Source organism: Brachybacterium sp. GCM10030268 (assembly GCF_042666305.1).
Lineage (GTDB): Bacteria > Actinomycetota > Actinomycetes > Actinomycetales > Dermabacteraceae > Brachybacterium.
This window is the reverse complement of the sequence record NZ_JBHTCW010000001.1, coordinates 542,540-557,598: the sequence shown is the minus strand read 5'-3', so window position 1 is coordinate 557,598 and position 15,059 is coordinate 542,540. Positions and strand designations below refer to the sequence as shown.

Below are 15,059 nucleotides of genomic sequence, written 5' to 3'. Positions count from 1 at the left end.
CGGCGCACGATGAGTCCATGGTCGATCAATCACGTCTGTGGGACGAGCATGCCGCCGCCGGGTACGACACCCCCGGCGAGGGCATGTTCGCCCCGGACGTGCTCGGGCCGACGGTCGAGATGCTGAGAGACCTCGCCGCGGGCGGGCGCGCCGTCGAGTTCGCCGTCGGCACCGGACGGGTCGCGATCCCGCTGCGCGAGTCGGGCGTCGAGGTCGTCGGGCTCGAGCTCTCGGAGGCGATGATCGCGCGGCTGCGCGAGAAGGCCGACGAGCAGACGATCCCCGTCGTAGCCGGCGACATGACGACAGCGAGCGCGGGGGAGGGCTTCTCTCTCGCCTATCTCGTGTTCAACACGATCTCGAATCTGCTCACCCAGGAGCAGCAGGTCCAGTGCTTCCGCAACGCCGCCCGGCACCTCGCGCCCGGCGGCTGCTTCGTGATCGAGCTCGGCGTGCCGGATCTGCGCTCACTGGCGCCGGGCAAGGACGGCACCCTCGAGGTCTACGAGGCCGGGTACCTGCTGGTCGACACCATCGACCCCCTGACCCAGCAGCTCGTCTCCCACCACGTCCGCTTCGATCCTGCGGTCGACGGCTCCCGCGAGGCCAGTATCGACCGCACCCCGCAGCGCTACATCTGGCCCAGCGAGCTGGATCTGATGGCGCAGCTGGCGGGCTTCTCCCTCGAGTCCCGGTGGGCCGGCTGGGACCGCTCCGAGTTCACCGGTGGCTCCCGTTCGCACGTCTCGGTGTACCGGCTGCCGGCGCGATGACGCCCTGCGGGACCGCTCGCGCGCCCAGCACTCGTAGACTGCGCCGGTGACCTCCCTCGATACTCTCGCCGCTCTGTCCTGGACGCCGCTCACCCTCGAGGACGCCCCCGCCCTGACCGCATTGCTGAACCGGATCGACGCGGCCGAGCAGCGTCAGGAGCCGGCGGAGGAGCCGACCATCCGCGACTGGCTCTCCATGCCCGGGCACGACCTCGGCGCGGACAGCTTCGCCGTGCGCGACGGGGAGCGACTGGTCGCCTTCGGACTGGTCGATGTCGCCTCCGGTCTCGATCGCGACGGCCGGGCCCGATGCGAGCTCAGCGGTGGTGTCGACCCCGAATACCGGCGCCGTGGGCTCGGCACGGCACTGCTCGAGCGCGGCGAGGAGCGTGCGGCCCAGGTGGCCGCCGACCGGCATTCGGGAGCCGACGCGATCGTCCGCGTCTCCGGAGGCCGCGACCCCGAACCGTCGGACGGTGACGGTGACGGTGACGGTGACGGTGACGGTGACGGTGCCGGCGCCGCGGTCGCGGGTGGCGCCGATGTCCGGCCCGTGCTGGACCGCCGCGGGTACCACCGTGCGCGCAGCTGGTTCTCGATGGGGCGCGGCCTGCCCGCCGCCGACATCGAGTCCCGTCAGCTCCCCGGCCTGGATCTGCTCGCGCCGGCGGAGGACCATCTCGAGCTCACCCGCCTCGCCCACGTGGCGGCCTTCGCCGATCACTGGGGCTCGGCCCCGGTCACCCCGGAGCGGTGGCGGGCGCTGTGTACGTCGCACACCGCCCGGCCGGCGCTGTCCACCATCGCGGTCGATGCCGAGGGGACCGTGCTCGGCTATGCCCTCGCCACGGAGGACCGCGCCGGAGTCCTGCACATCGCCCTGGTCGGCACCCGACCGGAGGCCCGTGGCCGGGGCATCGCGCGCGCCGTCATCGCCCGCAGCCTCGACGCCGCATCCCGCGCCGGCTGCACCACCGCCGAGCTCGAGGTCGACACGGAGAGCCTGACGGGCGCGACCCGTCTGTACGAGGCGCTCGGATTCACCCGCCGCCACGTCGAGACCACCTACGAGAAGCCGCTGCGCTGAGCCGTGCTGCTCAGCGGTGCCACTCGGTCAGGCGCTTGGCCAGCCGTTCCTCGCTGTCCTGCTCTGCCTGCTCGTTCGCCTCCGCGGTGCCGCCGTTGCGCAGCCCGCCCACGACCTCGCCGGCGGAGAACACGTGACCGGCGTCGGGGTAGACGTGCACCTCCGCCTCGGGCACCAGCTCACCGATCTCGTACGCGGCGGTGTCCGCAGGCCACATGCGGTCGTCCCCGCCGGCGAACACCAGCAGACCCCCGTCGACGGCTGAAGGGTCGAGGCGCGCGGCGTCCTCGTCCTCCGCGGGGGAGTTCTCGATGATGCTCTCGTCGGTGGAGCGATAGGTCACCGGGTAGTTGAACGCGGCGGCGGACAGCTGGTGGACCAGGTCACCGGCGCTCGCGGAGCGGAACGAGAGGAAGGGGACCTCCTCGCCGGCCAGCGTCCACGAGGAATGGGACTCGCGCCCGACCACGAGGCTCTGATTCACGTGCATGGTGGGAGCGAACAGGACCACGTTGTCGATCTGTTCGTAGTGCTCGGCGAGCAGCAGGGCGAGCTCGGCCCCCTTCGAGGTGCCGATCACGGTCAGCGGCCCGGGGGAGCGAGCAGTCTGCTCGATGCGATCCGTGGCCTCCTCGAAGAACTCGAGCGGCACGCGATCCAGTGCGGGCTGCTGGTTCTCCTGGCCGAAGAAGAACAGCGAGTACACCTCATAGCCCTGCTGGGCTATCCGCACCGCCTGCGCGTACGCCGGGCCGCCGTCCGAGCCGCCGAAGGTCACCACGACGCCCGCAGCCGCGGGACCGTCGGTCGGGAGCAGATGGAATCCGGCCAGGTAGTCGCCGGTGACGTGCTCGATGTCGAGCCCGTCCTGCTCGAGGTCATAGGTGGCGAGGTCCGTCGGATCCGGAGCGTCCCCGTCGTCGAACCTCCAGCCGTTGACGGCCCGCACCGCAAGGACCAGCAGGGCCAGGACGACCAGCGAGGCCACCGCGCGCACGAGGAATCGGCCGAGGCGCTTCATGCGCGGAACCGTCGTCCCGAGGGCACTGGAGGCATGCGACCAGCCTAGAGGTGATCTAAGTCTCATGGCAGCGGAAACGATCCGAACCTGCGGACGGCGAGGGCGGGCCCGGCGAGCGCGGGAGAATGTCCCCATGAGAGCAGTGCGCTACGACGCCTTCCAGCAGCGGCCACGACTTCTCGAGGTGCCCGATCCCGAGTGCCCGCCGCACGGGGCTGTCGTCACCGTGCACGCGACCGGCGTGTGCCGCAGCGACTGGCACGCCTGGCAGGGGCACGACGAGTCCGTCGGCCTCCCGCACATCCCGGGCCACGAGTTCGCCGGAGTCATCGAGCGGGTCGGTGTCGAGGTGACCGGATTCGCTCCCGGGGACCGGGTGACGGCACCGTTCATCCTCTCGTGCGGACGGTGCGAGCAGTGCCTCGCCGGGGCGCCGCAGGTGTGCCCGCACCAGCGTCAGCCCGGATTCGACCTGCCCGGCTCCTGGGCCGAGCAGGTGGTGGTGATCGAGGCCGACCACAACCTGGTGGCCCTGCCCGCGGAGATCGACATGGTGCTCGCCGCGGGGCTGGGATGCCGGGTGGGGACCGCCTACCACGCCGTCCGCGTCCAGGCCGCCGTGGCACCCGGGGAGACGGTCGCCGTGTACGGCTGCGGCGGCCTGGGCCTGGCGTGCGTGATGGTCGCCCGCGCCGCCGGGGCCGACGTGGTCGCCATCGACGTCTCCGAGGGCGCCCTCGCCCGCGCCGCCGAGCTCGGTGCCACCGCGATCCCTGCCGGGGACGACGTCGCCGAGCGCGTCCGGGACGTCACCGGCGGAGGGGCCCACGTCTCGCTGGATGCGCTCGGCTCCGCCGGCACGGCGCGGTCCGCGATCAGCTCGCTGCGGCCGCGTGGCCGTCATGTCCAGGTCGGGCTCCTGCTCGGGGAGGATGCTGATCCGTCCTTGCCGATGGGCCGGGTCATCGGCCAGGAGCTGGCGATCCTCGGCAGCCACGGACTCGCGGTCAGCGAGTACCGCGACCTGCTGGCCGACATCGCGGCGGGACGGCTCGACCTCGAGGGGACCGTCGGCCGGGTGCTGGCGATGGAGGATCTGCCCGAGGCGATGACGGCCATGGATGCCCCGCCGGTCACCTCCGGGATGACCGTCGCCCGGCTGGTCTGAGCGGACCGGCGAGGCACGGCGCACGTCACCGCCGCAGGCGCCCGGACCCGTCCCTGCGCTGTGGAACCATGGCGACCATGACGATCACCGCTGCTGCCGACGGCTCCGCCCTCGGGAATCCAGGCCCCGCCGGGTGGGCCTGGTACATCGACGAGAACACCTGGCGCGCCGGGGGCTGGCCCCACGGCACCAACAACATGGGTGAGCTCAAGGCTGTCCTGGACCTGCTGGAGTCGACCGCGGTGGATGCCGACCAGCACCTGCTGATCCTGTGCGACAGCCAGTACGTCATCAACTCGGTGACCAAGTGGATGCCGGGCTGGAAGCGCAAGGGCTGGCGCAAGAAGGACGGCAAGCCCGTGCTGAACGTCGAGCTGCTCCAGGACATCGACCGCGCCCTGGCAGGTCGCAGCGTGGAGTTCGAATGGGTCAAGGGCCACGCCGGTCACGCCCTGAACGAGGCCGCGGACCAGCGTGCCAACGCCGCCGCGACCGCCTTCTCCAAGCGCCAGGACCCGGTCATCGGCCCCGGTTACCGCGGGGAGGCCGTCTCCCCGGCGGCCGCCGCCCCGACGGCGCCCACACTGACCGCCGAGGCCGCCGCGGCCGACGACCTCTTCAGCCTGTTCGACGAGCACGGCGCAGAGCCGGCTCCTGCCGCTCCCGCGAACGCCGGAACCCGCGCCCCCGGGCCGACCGGTGCACCCGCGTCTGCCGGGCCCGAGCCCACCGGATTCGCCGCCGACGCGCCCGGCGCCACCGACTTCGAGCAGGTCACCGCGCGCGAGCAGGCCCTGCTCAGCGACACCCTGCGTGCCGCGACAGACGAGGCCGCCGAGTTGCTGCACCCCTCGTTCACCGAGATCGGCGCGAGCGGGCGGCACTATGACCGCGACGCGTTCCTCGCCCAGCTCGAGCCTCTGGACAGGGTGGAGGCCGACGCATTCGTCGCCGACGAGATCGCCCCCGGCGTGGTGCTGCTGCAGTACACGACCTCGTCGCCGGAGGGCGCGGTCGCGCGCAGCTCGCTGTGGGTCCGACAGCAGGACCGCTGGCTGCTGCGCCACCATCAGGGCACGCCCCTCGAGCGACCCTGATGACGCTGATCGCGGGCAGCGGCTCGGTCCCTCTGACCCGCCGCGCCGGCGGGCCCGACCTCGCCCGCGGCCTCGCCCTGCTCGGGATCGGCCTGGCCAACACCATCGGCTGGCTGCACGGCTCGCAGTGGACGGTGCTGCTGAAACAGGTCGATGCCACCGTGATCGACCGGATCGCCGACGTGCTGATCGGGCTGCTCGCCGACAACCGCGGCTTCCCCCTGTTCGCGATGCTGTTCGGCTACGGCATCGGGGTCCTGTACCGCCGCTCCCGCGAGCACGGTGAACCGTCCCGGCGCTTCCTGATGCGCATGCTGCGCCGCCACGTGGTGCTGCTGGCGATCGGCATGGCCCACGCTCTGCTGCTGTTCAGCGGCGACATCCTCGTCGCCTACGCGATGGTCGGCATGTTCTGCGTGCTGCTGGTGACCCGGCACCGCATCGCCCTGCCGATCGCGGCCGTCCTCGCGCTGCCGGCGCTCGGGGTGTGGGGATGGACGGACGGCACCATCGGCCTCTCCTCGGCCGACGGGTACGCCGCCGCCTCGGCGCCCGACTATCTCACCGGCCTGCGCCTGCGCGCTGACGCGGCGGTCTACGACATGATCACCGCTGTGCTGTCGGACATCGGACTGCTCTCCCCGATGGCCATCGGGGCCATCGCAGCGCGGATCCGCCTGCTCGAGCTGGTGACGCCGAACCGGGACCTGCTGGTCCCGATCGCCCGGTGGGGCCTCGGGATCGGACTGATCGGTGCCGTGCCGCTGGTGACCGTGCTGGTCGTCGATCCGGCGCACCGACTGCTCGAGGCGGAGCTCCCGCTCGGGATCCTCGGCGTCCTCCACCAGTACACGGGCGTGGTCGGGGCGGCCGGTGCGGCGGCCGCAGCGGCACTGGTCGCCGACCGCGTCACCCGCTCCGAGGGGATCGGCATGGGGCAGGCGCGGCAGCTGGGCCATCTCGCGGTGCGCGGGATCGAAGCGCTGGGGGCCGTGTCCCTGAGCGCCTACGTCGCCCAGTCAGTGGTGTTCATCGCCCTGTTCCCGCCGTACACGCTGGACCTGGGGGCCCGGCTCGGGACCGCGGGCGCCGCGGTGATCGTGGTGGCGGGCTGGCTGGGGATGATCGTGCTCGCCGTCGCTCTGCGGCGCCGGGGCCGACGGGGCCCGCTGGAGTGGGTGCTGCGCCGTCTGGCGGGCTCGACCACGCATCAAGGAGCTCGCGCATGACCGTCTTCGCCGATACCCCCAGGTGGCCCCGCCACGGCACACTGTGGGGCCACCTGATCTCCGACACGTCCCTCGAGGAGCTGCACGCGGTCGCCGCGCGGGCCGAGCTGCCCCCGCGCTCCTTCGACCTCGACCACTACGACTGGCCCGAAGCCGCCCGGCCGCGCCTGGAACGGGCGGGCATCAGCTTCGTCGACAACCGGCAGCTGACGCGGATCCTGCTGGCCTCCGGGCTGCGCATCCCCCTCGTGGACCGGCCCGCCGCCCGTGCTCGACGCAGCGCCGAGCACGCCGCCGCGCTGGGGCTGGAGCCGGTCCCGCGGGATCTCATCGTGGGGCCGATCGGTCATGTCGACCCGTTGCCGCCGGTCGAGGACGCAGGCGCCGGAGCCTACCGTCTGACGCGCGATGCCCCGTCGGCCCCGCCGCGCATCGAGGCGCACGACGCGACGGGACACGCCGCCGCGCACGAGATGCTCGAGCAGCTCGACGTGCTCGCGCGCCGGCGGGGGGACGCGGGGTTCGTCGGGCAGGTCCTGGCCGACGGAGCGTGACCCAGGGCCGGACGTCTTCGTCCGGCGCGGCGTCCGCCTCTATCGTTCGTCGTCCGGTCGCCGACCGGTCGACTCGTCGCTCTCCCCGTCGGCCCCGCCGGCGCTGCTCTCGCCGTCCTCGGGCTCGGTCAGGGCCCGGACCTGATCGGGCTGGGAGCGGTGCTCCGCGTCGATCTCGGCGGCCGGCAGCTCGACCCAGAAGGTGGAGCCGCCGCCCGGGGTCTCGTGCACGCCGATGGTGCCGCCGTGCTGCTGGACGATGGTCGCGGCGATCGACAGGCCCAGGCCCGCACCGCCGCCCTCCGTGGCCGAGCGGACGCGTGAGGGATCCGTGCGGTAGAAGCGCTCGAAGACCCGCTCGCGGTGGTCGGCGTCGATCCCGTGCCCGTGGTCGCGCACCTCGATCATCACCGTCCCGCGCTCGGTGTAGCCCACCGCGATCTCGACCGGGGTGCCCTTGGGCGTGTGCCGGTTCGCGTTGGCCACGAGGTTGAGGATGACCTGGCGCAGTGAGGCCTCGTCGCCGAGGACCCCGATGCACAGGTGCGGCTGGACGGAGACCGGCGTGCCGGACAGCGAGGTCACCATGACCTGCCGTGAGGGGTCCAGGGCGCGCAGATCCTGGGCGGCGTCGAACAGGGCGTCGGTCAGGTCGACGGGCTCCATCGGCAGGTCCGGGTTCTCGTCGAGGCGGGCCAGCCGCAGCAGGTTCTCCACCAGCGACCCCATCCGCCGGGCCTCGTCCTCGATGCGGCGCATCGCCGAGGCGACATCCTCGTCGCTGCGCAGGGCACCCATCCGGTACAGCTCGCCGAATCCGCGGATCGCAGCCAGCGGGGTGCGCAGCTCATGGGAGGCGTCCCCGACGAACCGGCGCATCTTGGCCTCGGAACGGGTGGCGTGCTCCTCGGAGGCCTTCTGTGCGGCGAAGGACTGCTCGATCCGCACCAGCATCTCGTTCAGCGAGACCGCCAGCGCGTGCACCTCCAGGCTGGTGCTCGTGACCGGGACGCGCCGGGAGAGATCGCCGCCGGCGATCTGAGAAGCGGTGGATTCCACGTCCTGGAGCGGTTCCAGCGAACGATGGGTCATGTAGCCGCCGAGCCCCATGCCGACCAGCACCACCAGCGTGCCCACCAGCACGATGATCAGCGCCATCTCGTGCATGGTGCGGTCCACGCCGTCCAGCGGCAGGGCGACGTACACGCTGCCCTTGTCCGGGCCGGTATTGAGCATCGCCACCGCGCGCCACCGGTTCTCGGCGGAGTCGACCACCGTGAACGGCCGGCCGCCGCGCTGGACGATCTGCTCATCGGTCAGGTCCGGGAACGGGATGTCGACGTCACGGTCCTCGTAGTCGATCACGACCTTCTTGACCTGGGTCCCGTTCTCGTCGCGGACCTCCACGGCGTACTGGACCGGGGTGTAGGGGCTGTTCTGGACGGAGACGTCGTTGCCGGCCAGCTCGTGCTCGGCCAGCTCGAGCATCTCGCCCATGCCGTTGTGGAGGTTGTTGTCGACCGACTGGATCAGGGTGCGGTTGAGCAGGAACAGCGAGAGGCTGCCGGTGAGCACGGTGCCGAGGACCAGCAGCAGGGAGATGAGCGCGACGATCCGCGTCCACAGGGACACGGGCCGGTCGGGGCGCGGACTCGGCAGGGCCAACCGTCAGGAACCTTCGGCGGCTCGCAGCACGTAGCCGATCCCGCGCTTGGTGTGGATCATCGGCTCGCCGATCACGTCGATCTTGCGACGCAGATACGAGATGTAGGACTCGACGATGCCCACCTCGCCGGACCAGTCGTAGTCCCACACGTGATCGAGGATCTGCGTCTTGGACACCACGCGGCCGGCGTTGAGCATCAGGTAGCGCAGGAGCTTGAACTCGGTGGGGGAGAGCTCGATGGTGACGTCACCGCGATAGACCTCGTGGGAGTCCTCGTCCAGGCGGAGGTCGCCGACGACCAGCGAGCTGTCGACCGTGGGGTCGGCCCCGCCGTGGGTGCGTCGCAGCACCGCGCGGATGCGCGCGACGACCTCCTCCAGGCTGAACGGCTTGGTGACGTAGTCGTCGCCGCCGACCGTGAGGCCCGCCACCTTGTCCTGGGTCTCGTCCTTGGCGGTGAGGAAGAGGATCGGGTACTGCTCTCCGCGGTCGCGCAGTCGGCGGGTGACGGTGAACCCGTCCATGTCCGGGAGCATCACGTCGAGGACGACGAGATCGGGCTGGTTGTCGGTCGCCTCGCGGATCGCCTCGTTGCCGGTCGCGGCGGTGAACACCTCGAAGCCGGCGAAGCGCAGCGACGTCGCGAGCAGGTCGCGGATATTGGGCTCGTCGTCGACGACGAGCAGTCGTGCCTCGAAATCCTGGTCTGCAGTCGTGGTCATGGCGATACGGTCCTCCCCGGAGTTGGGAGGTGGCTGGACGTCGGCTGGGCGACGTCAGCGGGTCGCACGATGGATCTTCTCCTGTGCCTTGCGCAGGCGGCGGATCGTCCAGCTCATCTGGATCATGCGCACCGATCCGACCAGTGCCATCACCAGCGCGCCGGCGATCGCCGCGAGCAGCATCGCGACGCCGAGCGGCAGGTCGAACTGGGCGTTGAAGTACTCGAAGGCCGCGGTCTCGCTGTTCTGGATGACGAAGATCAGCAGCAGCACCAGCACGATGGCGCCGAGGATCAGCGCGATCCACAGCCCGGCCGTCGTGCCACCACCGGAGGGCACCGTCTCGGCGGGCTCCTGGGACGGCTCCTCCGCGGCGCGCTTGCCGGTGCCGGTCTGCTGGGGAGCGGTGACCCCGGGCCGCGAGCCGGTGCCGTCGTCGCCGACGGGCTCGCCGGCTCGACGCACTGACGAGGGGGTGCCGGCCGGCTGGGACGCGCCGGGGCCGGTGGCAGGCACGCTCTCGCCCGCGGCGGGCCGCACCGGCTCGGAGCCGGCCTCAGGTGCACGGCTGACGGGACGATCCGGGTCCTGGGGTCCTGTGCTCATGGTCGCTCCTCGATATCGGGGCCGGGGGAAGTGCCCTCGGCGGCCTCGTCCTCAAGGCCGCCGCACACCCCACTCTATCGATCCTGGGAACTTCCGGAACATACGTCCTCCGTGTGCGCCGACGGGCCGGTCGGTCGGCCTGCCCTGCGCGAGCAGCCTGCCGCGCTCCGGCCTGCCCTGCGTGAGCAGCCCGCCGAGCTCCGGCCTGCTCGCTCAGCTGGCGTCGGCCGCCCGCTCCAGCTCGTCGGCGTCCACGATCGTGTACGCGTAGCCCTGCTCGGCCAGGAACCGCTGGCGGTGGGCGGCGTAGTCCTGATCCTGGGTGTCGCGCATGACCACGGTGTAGAAGTGCGCGGTGCGCCCGTCGGCCTTGGGGCGCAGCAGGCGTCCCAGGCGCTGAGCCTCCTCCTGGCGGGACCCGAAGGCGCCGCTGACCTGGACCGCGACGGAGGCCTCCGGCAGGTCGATGGAGAAGTTCGCGACCTTGGAGACCACCAGGCGCGTGACCTCCCCGGCGCGGAAGGCATCGAACAGCTCCTGGCGGCGCCTGACCGGCGTCTGCCCCGTGATGAGATCGGCGCCCAGCTGCTCCGCGAGCTCCTCGAGCTGGTCGATGTACTGGCCGATCACCAGCATCGGCTCACCCTCGTGGCGCTGCGCGATCTGCTGGACGACCGGGATCTTCGCCGGATGGGCGGCCCCCAGGCGGGGCCGGTCCTCGGCCTCGGCCATGGCGTAGGCCATCCGATCCTCCGAGGGCATCGCGACGCGCACCTCGGTGCAGTCGGCCGGGGCGATGTACCCCTGGGTCTCGATGTCCTTCCACGGGGCGTCGTACCGCTTGGGGCCGATCAGGGAGAACACCTCGCCCTCACGACCGTCCTCGCGCACCAGCGTCGCCGTCAGCCCGAGCCGCCGGCGAGCCTGCAGATCGGCGGTCATGCGGAAGACGGGAGCGGGCAGCAGATGGACCTCGTCGTAGACGATCAGTCCCCAGTCGCGGGCGCTCATGAGCTCGAGGTGGGGGTGGATGCCCTTCCGCTTCATCGTGAGCACCTGGTACGTCGCGATCGTCACCGGGCGGATCTCCTTCGAGGCACCGGAGTACTCTCCGATCTCGTCCTCGGTCAACGTGGTGCGCCGCAGCAGTTCGGACTTCCACTGCCGGGCGGAGACCGTGGAGGTCACCAGGATCAGCGTGGTGCGCTGCATCGCGGCCATGGCGCCGGCGCCCACCAGGGTCTTCCCGGCACCGCAGGGCAGGACGACCACACCGCTGCCGCCGTGGCGGAACCCGTCGACGGCCTCGGCCTGATACGGGCGCAGCTGCCAGTCGTCCTCGCGCAGCGCGATGGCGTGGGCCTCACCGTCGATGTAGCCGGCCTGGTCCTCCGCGGGCCAGCCGAGCTTGAGCAGCGCCTGCTTGAGGGCGCCGCGCTCCGAGGGGTGGACGATGACTGTGGCCTCGTCCAGGCGGGCACCGAGCATGCCCTGGACCCGCTTCGTCCGCGAGACCTCCTCGAGCACGGTCCGGTCGACCGCGTGCAGCACGAGGCCGTGCGTGGGATGGGACTGCAGCTGCAGCCGGCCGTAGCGGTCCATCGTGTCCGCCACGTCGATCAGCAGGGAGTGGGGGACCGGGTACCGGGAGTTGTCCACCAGCGCGGCGACGACCGATTCGGCGTCGTACCCGGCGGCGCGGGCGTTCCACAGGCCGAGGTCGGTGATGCGGTAGGTGTGGACGTGCTCCGGGGCCCGCTCGAGCTCGGCGAAGGCGGCGATCGAGGCCCGCGCGGCCGGCGCTTGCGGATGGGCGACCTCGAGCAGGAGTGACTTGTCGCTCTGGACGATCAGGGGGCCATCGCTCATCCCCTCAGGCTACGCCGCGACCGGCGACAGCTGGCCGGCCGGGTGAGGCGGGACTCGTCCGCCGCCCGGCCGCGGTGGGAGCGGTACGAGGCGTGCCCCGGTCTCAGGCCGCGGCCCGGACCGGCTCGCGCAGCTCATGCCCCTCGCGCGGGGTCCGGCAGCTCCCGGCCCTTGAGCCGTTCGTACATGCCCAGCTCGAACAGCAGCGAGAAGGGAAGCACGACGAGCAGGGGGATGATCAGGGAACCGGCGACGGAGGCGATCACGCTGAGGATCAGGTAGGTCACGATAGTGGTGGCGAGGTTGCTCCTGGCCAGCTGGAAGCTCTCCTTGACGGCCTCGACCGGGGAGGCGCCGCGAGCTGCGGCGGGCACGGCGAAGACGAGCACGACGGCCGCGACCAGGCCCGGGATGTAGAGCAGCAGGGTCCCGACGAGGGTGATCGCACCGACCAGCAGGGCGGTCAGGAGCACTCGACCGGAGCCGATGAGGGCCTGCCGGATCGTCGGCCGACCGCCTTCGAGGATCACCTCCGCGGCCCGGGCGGAGCCCGACTGCCACAGCAGGGCGAACGGGACGGCCAGCAGCGCGACGGCGAAGAAGCCTGCGTAGAACAGCAGGATCTCGCCCATCGGGACGGTCCCGGCCGGCTCCGTGACCTGCCATTGATGCATCCGCGAGATCATCACCGTTATCCCCGCGGCGATCCCGCCGAAGATCAGGACACCGATGATCACGGAGTAGATGAGTCCGACGACCAGATAGGAGACCGGGTTGCGCAGCAGCGCATTGCCGGCGAACTTCATCGCCGCCCCGAGGTCGGAGGCCAGGTCGGTGCCCGGCAGCGGCCCGCGCACTGCAGCCGGATGCCCGGCCTGGGCCGGCGTGCCGTGAGGCGCCGGCTGTCCGTACCGCCCCGGGGTGCCCTGCGGCGCGGCGCCTGAGCGCGACGACGGATCGGAGCCGGGATGCGGATCGGCCGGCTCGTGCGGCGAGGAGGGAACGGTCATCACGGGGTTCTCTTTCGCAGGGCTCTGGTGCCGCGCCGGACGGCCGGCAGTGACGCGCACGGTGGACGCGCAGCGCTCGGGGATGGCTCTACCGTACGGGGACCGGCGGGCGGCGGACCATCCACGACGGTCTCGGATCCGTGGGGTTATCCGTGGGGTTGACGGCGGCAAGGATCGGCACGCACCGGAGCAACCTGCCCCGCATCCCTAGAATGGACGACGATGGACCGGGACCCGCCCTCGGCCGACGTCGTCGGCCCAGCGGTCCGGCCCGGCTCGACTATCACTCGACATGAGGAGATCCCATGGCAAGCTTCGATCCGTCCCCCGCCGATGTCGCGGACATCGGCGTCACCGGAATGGCGGTGATGGGCTCGAACCTGGCCCGCAACTTCGCCCGCAACGGCTTCAAGGTCGCCATCCACAACCGCAGCGTGGGCAAGACCGAAGCGGTCATCGCCGAGCACGGCGGCGACGGCGAGTTCTACCCCTCCGAGTCCATGGAGGACTTCGTCGCCTCGCTGCAGAAGCCGCGCGTCGCGATCATCATGGTCAAGGCCGGCGGTCCCACCGACGCCGTGATCGATGAGCTCGCCTCCCTGATGGACGAGGGCGACATCATCGTCGACGCCGGCAACGCCCTGTTCACCGACACCCGCCGCCGCGAGGCCGCCCTGCGCGAGCGCGGCCTGCACTTCGTCGGCTCCGGCGTCTCCGGAGGCGAGGAGGGCGCTCTGAACGGCCCCTCGATCATGCCCGGCGGTACGAAGGAGTCCTACGACCGCCTCGGCCCGATGTTCGAGAAGATCTCCGCGCACGTCGACGGCGAGCCCTGCTGCACCTACATCGGGGCCGACGGCGCCGGCCATTTCGTGAAGATGGTGCACAACGGCATCGAGTACGCCGACATGCAGGTCATCTCGGAGGCCTACGACCTCATGTCCAAGGCCCTGGGCATGGGCGCCTCCGAGATCGGCGACCAGTTCGACGAGTGGAACAAGGGGGACCTCGAGTCCTTCCTCATCGAGATCACCGCCGAGGTGCTCCGCCACACCGACGCCACCACCGGCAAGCCGTTCGTCGACATCGTCCGTGACCAGGCCGCTCAGAAGGGCACCGGCGCCTGGACCGTCCAGACCGCACTGGACCTGGGCGTGCCGGTCACCGGCATCGCCGAGGCCACCTTCGCCCGCTCCGTCTCCGGCTCCGTCCCCCAGCGCGAGGCCGCCCGCGGTGTCCTGGCCGGCGAGACCCAGCAGCTCGAGATCGAGGATCGCGCCCAGTTCATCGACGACCTGCAGAAGGCCCTGTACGCCGCGAAGCTCGTCTCCTACTCGCAGGGCTTCGACGAGATCGCCAAGGGCGCCGACGAGTACGGCTGGGACATCACCCTCGGTGACATGGCCAAGATCTGGCGCGGCGGCTGCATCATCCGCGCCCGCTTCCTCAACCGCATCACCGAGGCGTACGAGCGCGATCCGAAGCTGGCTCTGCTGCTGGCCGACGACTACTTCGCCACCGAGATCGCCAAGTGCGTCCCGGCCTGGCGGCGGGTCGTGGCCTTCGCGGCCGCCAGCGGCTACCCGGTCCCGGTGTTCGCCTCCACCCTGTCCTACTACGACGCGGTGCGCGCCGATCGCCTGCCCGCAGCGCTGGTCCAGGCCCAGCGCGACTACTTCGGGGCGCACACCTACCAGCGTGACGACGGCGAGGGCACCTTCCACGTCGAGTGGTCCGAGGACCGCCGGGAGACGCGCCAGGACGGCTGATCGACCCGCTCGATCTCACGCCCCGCTCCGAAAGGCAGCGTTCGCGCGCCGCTGTGCAGGGCACGCGCCATCCAGAGCGCACAGAAAAGCCCCGGACCGCTGTGGTCCGGGGCTTTTCCCCTCGACGATCCCGATCACATCTGCGTGGAGGCACCCACGACGAGGAAGATGATGACGAAGTACGCGATGACCAAGAGGATGGCGAGAGCCCAGGCGATCGCGAAGGCGATCCAGGCCCACTTGGTGAACTTCCTCGCTGTCTCCGGCTCCTCGTCGGCCTTCAGGTAGCCCAGGAGGCCGAGAACGCCGGAGATGACGCCGCCGCAGACGAATCCGACGATGGTCGCGATGAGGGCGTTCTTCTTGATCTGCTCGACGTCGGGGCCGGAGATGGGTGCGGTCATGGGAGAGCTCCTTCTTCCTGATGATCGTGCGCCGGACGCTGTATGCGCGCGGTCCCCAGGTCAGGCGTTTTCGTCGTTCCGTTC

Annotated in this window: 14 protein-coding genes; 7 read left to right on the top strand and 7 right to left on the bottom strand. The window is 71.2% G+C overall.

From position 1 onward, the window contains the following. Window positions 1–17: 17 nt before the first annotated feature. Both ACFQRD_RS02555 and ACFQRD_RS02550 read left to right on the top strand, forming a co-directional pair. Complete coding sequence (locus tag ACFQRD_RS02555) at window positions 18–773, top strand: class I SAM-dependent methyltransferase (RefSeq protein WP_377016173.1); 756 nt, start codon at window positions 18–20, stop codon at window positions 771–773. A 46-nt stretch (window positions 774–819) separates the two neighbouring features. After that, window positions 820–1,860: a GNAT family N-acetyltransferase gene (locus ACFQRD_RS02550; RefSeq protein ID WP_377016175.1), complete on the top strand. Its 1,041-nt coding sequence runs from the start codon at window positions 820–822 to the stop codon at window positions 1,858–1,860. A gap of 10 nt (window positions 1,861–1,870) precedes the next feature. On the opposite strand, the gene ACFQRD_RS02545 is transcribed toward ACFQRD_RS02550, so the two are convergent. Beyond that, window positions 1,871–2,881 carry an alpha/beta fold hydrolase gene (locus tag ACFQRD_RS02545; protein ID WP_377016177.1) on the bottom strand — a complete coding sequence of 337 codons (1,011 nt, stop codon included), beginning with the start codon at window positions 2,879–2,881 and terminating at the stop codon, window positions 1,871–1,873. A gap of 133 nt (window positions 2,882–3,014) precedes the next feature. Between ACFQRD_RS02545 and ACFQRD_RS02540 the strand changes: the two genes are divergently transcribed. From ACFQRD_RS02540 to ACFQRD_RS02525, 4 genes are all read left to right on the top strand, one after another. Then, window positions 3,015–4,049, top strand: a complete 1,035-nt coding sequence (locus ACFQRD_RS02540) for a zinc-dependent alcohol dehydrogenase family protein (protein WP_377016179.1) — start codon at window positions 3,015–3,017, stop codon at window positions 4,047–4,049. A 77-nt stretch (window positions 4,050–4,126) separates the two neighbouring features. Continuing rightward, window positions 4,127–5,146: an RNase H family protein gene (locus ACFQRD_RS02535; protein ID WP_377016181.1), complete on the top strand. Its 1,020-nt coding sequence runs from the start codon at window positions 4,127–4,129 to the stop codon at window positions 5,144–5,146. Next, on the top strand, window positions 5,146–6,375 hold the full coding sequence (locus ACFQRD_RS02530; RefSeq protein ID WP_377016183.1) for a DUF418 domain-containing protein: 1,230 nt from the start codon (window positions 5,146–5,148) through the stop codon (window positions 6,373–6,375). The genes ACFQRD_RS02535 and ACFQRD_RS02530 overlap by 1 nt, the downstream gene beginning before the upstream one ends. After that, entirely contained in the window at window positions 6,372–6,929 is a 558-nt protein-coding gene (locus tag ACFQRD_RS02525; protein ID WP_377016185.1) for a DUF4031 domain-containing protein, read from the top strand. Before ACFQRD_RS02530 ends, ACFQRD_RS02525 begins: the two co-directional genes overlap by 4 nt. Before the next feature lie 39 nt (window positions 6,930–6,968). On the opposite strand, the gene ACFQRD_RS02520 is transcribed toward ACFQRD_RS02525, so the two are convergent. The 5 genes from ACFQRD_RS02520 to ACFQRD_RS02500 all read right to left on the bottom strand — a co-directional run bounded on the left by ACFQRD_RS02520 (window position 6,969) and on the right by ACFQRD_RS02500 (window position 12,802). Continuing rightward, window positions 6,969–8,594, bottom strand: coding sequence for an ATP-binding protein (locus ACFQRD_RS02520; RefSeq protein WP_377016187.1), 1,626 nt, complete (start codon window positions 8,592–8,594; stop codon window positions 6,969–6,971). Window positions 8,595–8,597: 3 nt separating this feature from the next. Next, complete coding sequence (locus ACFQRD_RS02515) at window positions 8,598–9,317, bottom strand: response regulator transcription factor (protein WP_377016189.1); 720 nt, start codon at window positions 9,315–9,317, stop codon at window positions 8,598–8,600. A gap of 54 nt (window positions 9,318–9,371) precedes the next feature. Then, window positions 9,372–9,923, bottom strand: coding sequence for a lipopolysaccharide assembly LapA domain-containing protein (locus ACFQRD_RS02510; RefSeq protein ID WP_377803455.1), 552 nt, complete (start codon window positions 9,921–9,923; stop codon window positions 9,372–9,374). 213 nt (window positions 9,924–10,136) lie between these two features. After that, a complete protein-coding gene (locus ACFQRD_RS02505; protein ID WP_377803454.1) occupies window positions 10,137–11,792 on the bottom strand; it encodes a DNA repair helicase XPB in 1,656 nt (551 codons plus the stop codon). A 134-nt stretch (window positions 11,793–11,926) separates the two neighbouring features. Continuing rightward, entirely contained in the window at window positions 11,927–12,802 is an 876-nt protein-coding gene (locus ACFQRD_RS02500) for a hypothetical protein (RefSeq protein WP_377803453.1), read from the bottom strand. Between the two features lie 305 nt (window positions 12,803–13,107). On the opposite strand from ACFQRD_RS02500, the gene gndA reads away from it, so the two are divergent. Further along, window positions 13,108–14,571, top strand: a complete 1,464-nt coding sequence (gene gndA, locus ACFQRD_RS02495; protein WP_377016197.1) for an NADP-dependent phosphogluconate dehydrogenase — start codon at window positions 13,108–13,110, stop codon at window positions 14,569–14,571. A gap of 134 nt (window positions 14,572–14,705) precedes the next feature. On the opposite strand, the gene ACFQRD_RS02490 is transcribed toward gndA, so the two are convergent. Continuing rightward, window positions 14,706–14,975, bottom strand: coding sequence for a hypothetical protein (locus ACFQRD_RS02490; protein WP_377016199.1), 270 nt, complete (start codon window positions 14,973–14,975; stop codon window positions 14,706–14,708). Window positions 14,976–15,059 lie beyond the last annotated feature (84 nt).

Coding starts and splice junctions, on each gene's coding strand:
- ACFQRD_RS02545 (WP_377016177.1), bottom strand. CDS start 2,881: ATGAAGCGCCTCGGCCGATTCCTCGTGCGCGCGGTGGCCTCGCTGGTC.
- ACFQRD_RS02505 (WP_377803454.1), bottom strand. CDS start 11,792: ATGAGCGATGGCCCCCTGATCGTCCAGAGCGACAAGTCACTCCTGCTC.
- ACFQRD_RS02515 (WP_377016189.1), bottom strand. CDS start 9,317: ATGACCACGACTGCAGACCAGGATTTCGAGGCACGACTGCTCGTCGTC.
- ACFQRD_RS02500 (WP_377803453.1), bottom strand. CDS start 12,802: ATGACCGTTCCCTCCTCGCCGCACGAGCCGGCCGATCCGCATCCCGGC.
- ACFQRD_RS02510 (WP_377803455.1), bottom strand. CDS start 9,923: ATGAGCACAGGACCCCAGGACCCGGATCGTCCCGTCAGCCGTGCACCT.
- ACFQRD_RS02555 (WP_377016173.1), top strand. CDS start 18: ATGGTCGATCAATCACGTCTGTGGGACGAGCATGCCGCCGCCGGGTAC.
- gndA (WP_377016197.1), top strand. CDS start 13,108: ATGGCAAGCTTCGATCCGTCCCCCGCCGATGTCGCGGACATCGGCGTC.
- ACFQRD_RS02535 (WP_377016181.1), top strand. CDS start 4,127: ATGACGATCACCGCTGCTGCCGACGGCTCCGCCCTCGGGAATCCAGGC.
- ACFQRD_RS02490 (WP_377016199.1), bottom strand. CDS start 14,975: ATGACCGCACCCATCTCCGGCCCCGACGTCGAGCAGATCAAGAAGAAC.
- ACFQRD_RS02530 (WP_377016183.1), top strand. CDS start 5,146: ATGACGCTGATCGCGGGCAGCGGCTCGGTCCCTCTGACCCGCCGCGCC.
- ACFQRD_RS02525 (WP_377016185.1), top strand. CDS start 6,372: ATGACCGTCTTCGCCGATACCCCCAGGTGGCCCCGCCACGGCACACTG.
- ACFQRD_RS02540 (WP_377016179.1), top strand. CDS start 3,015: ATGAGAGCAGTGCGCTACGACGCCTTCCAGCAGCGGCCACGACTTCTC.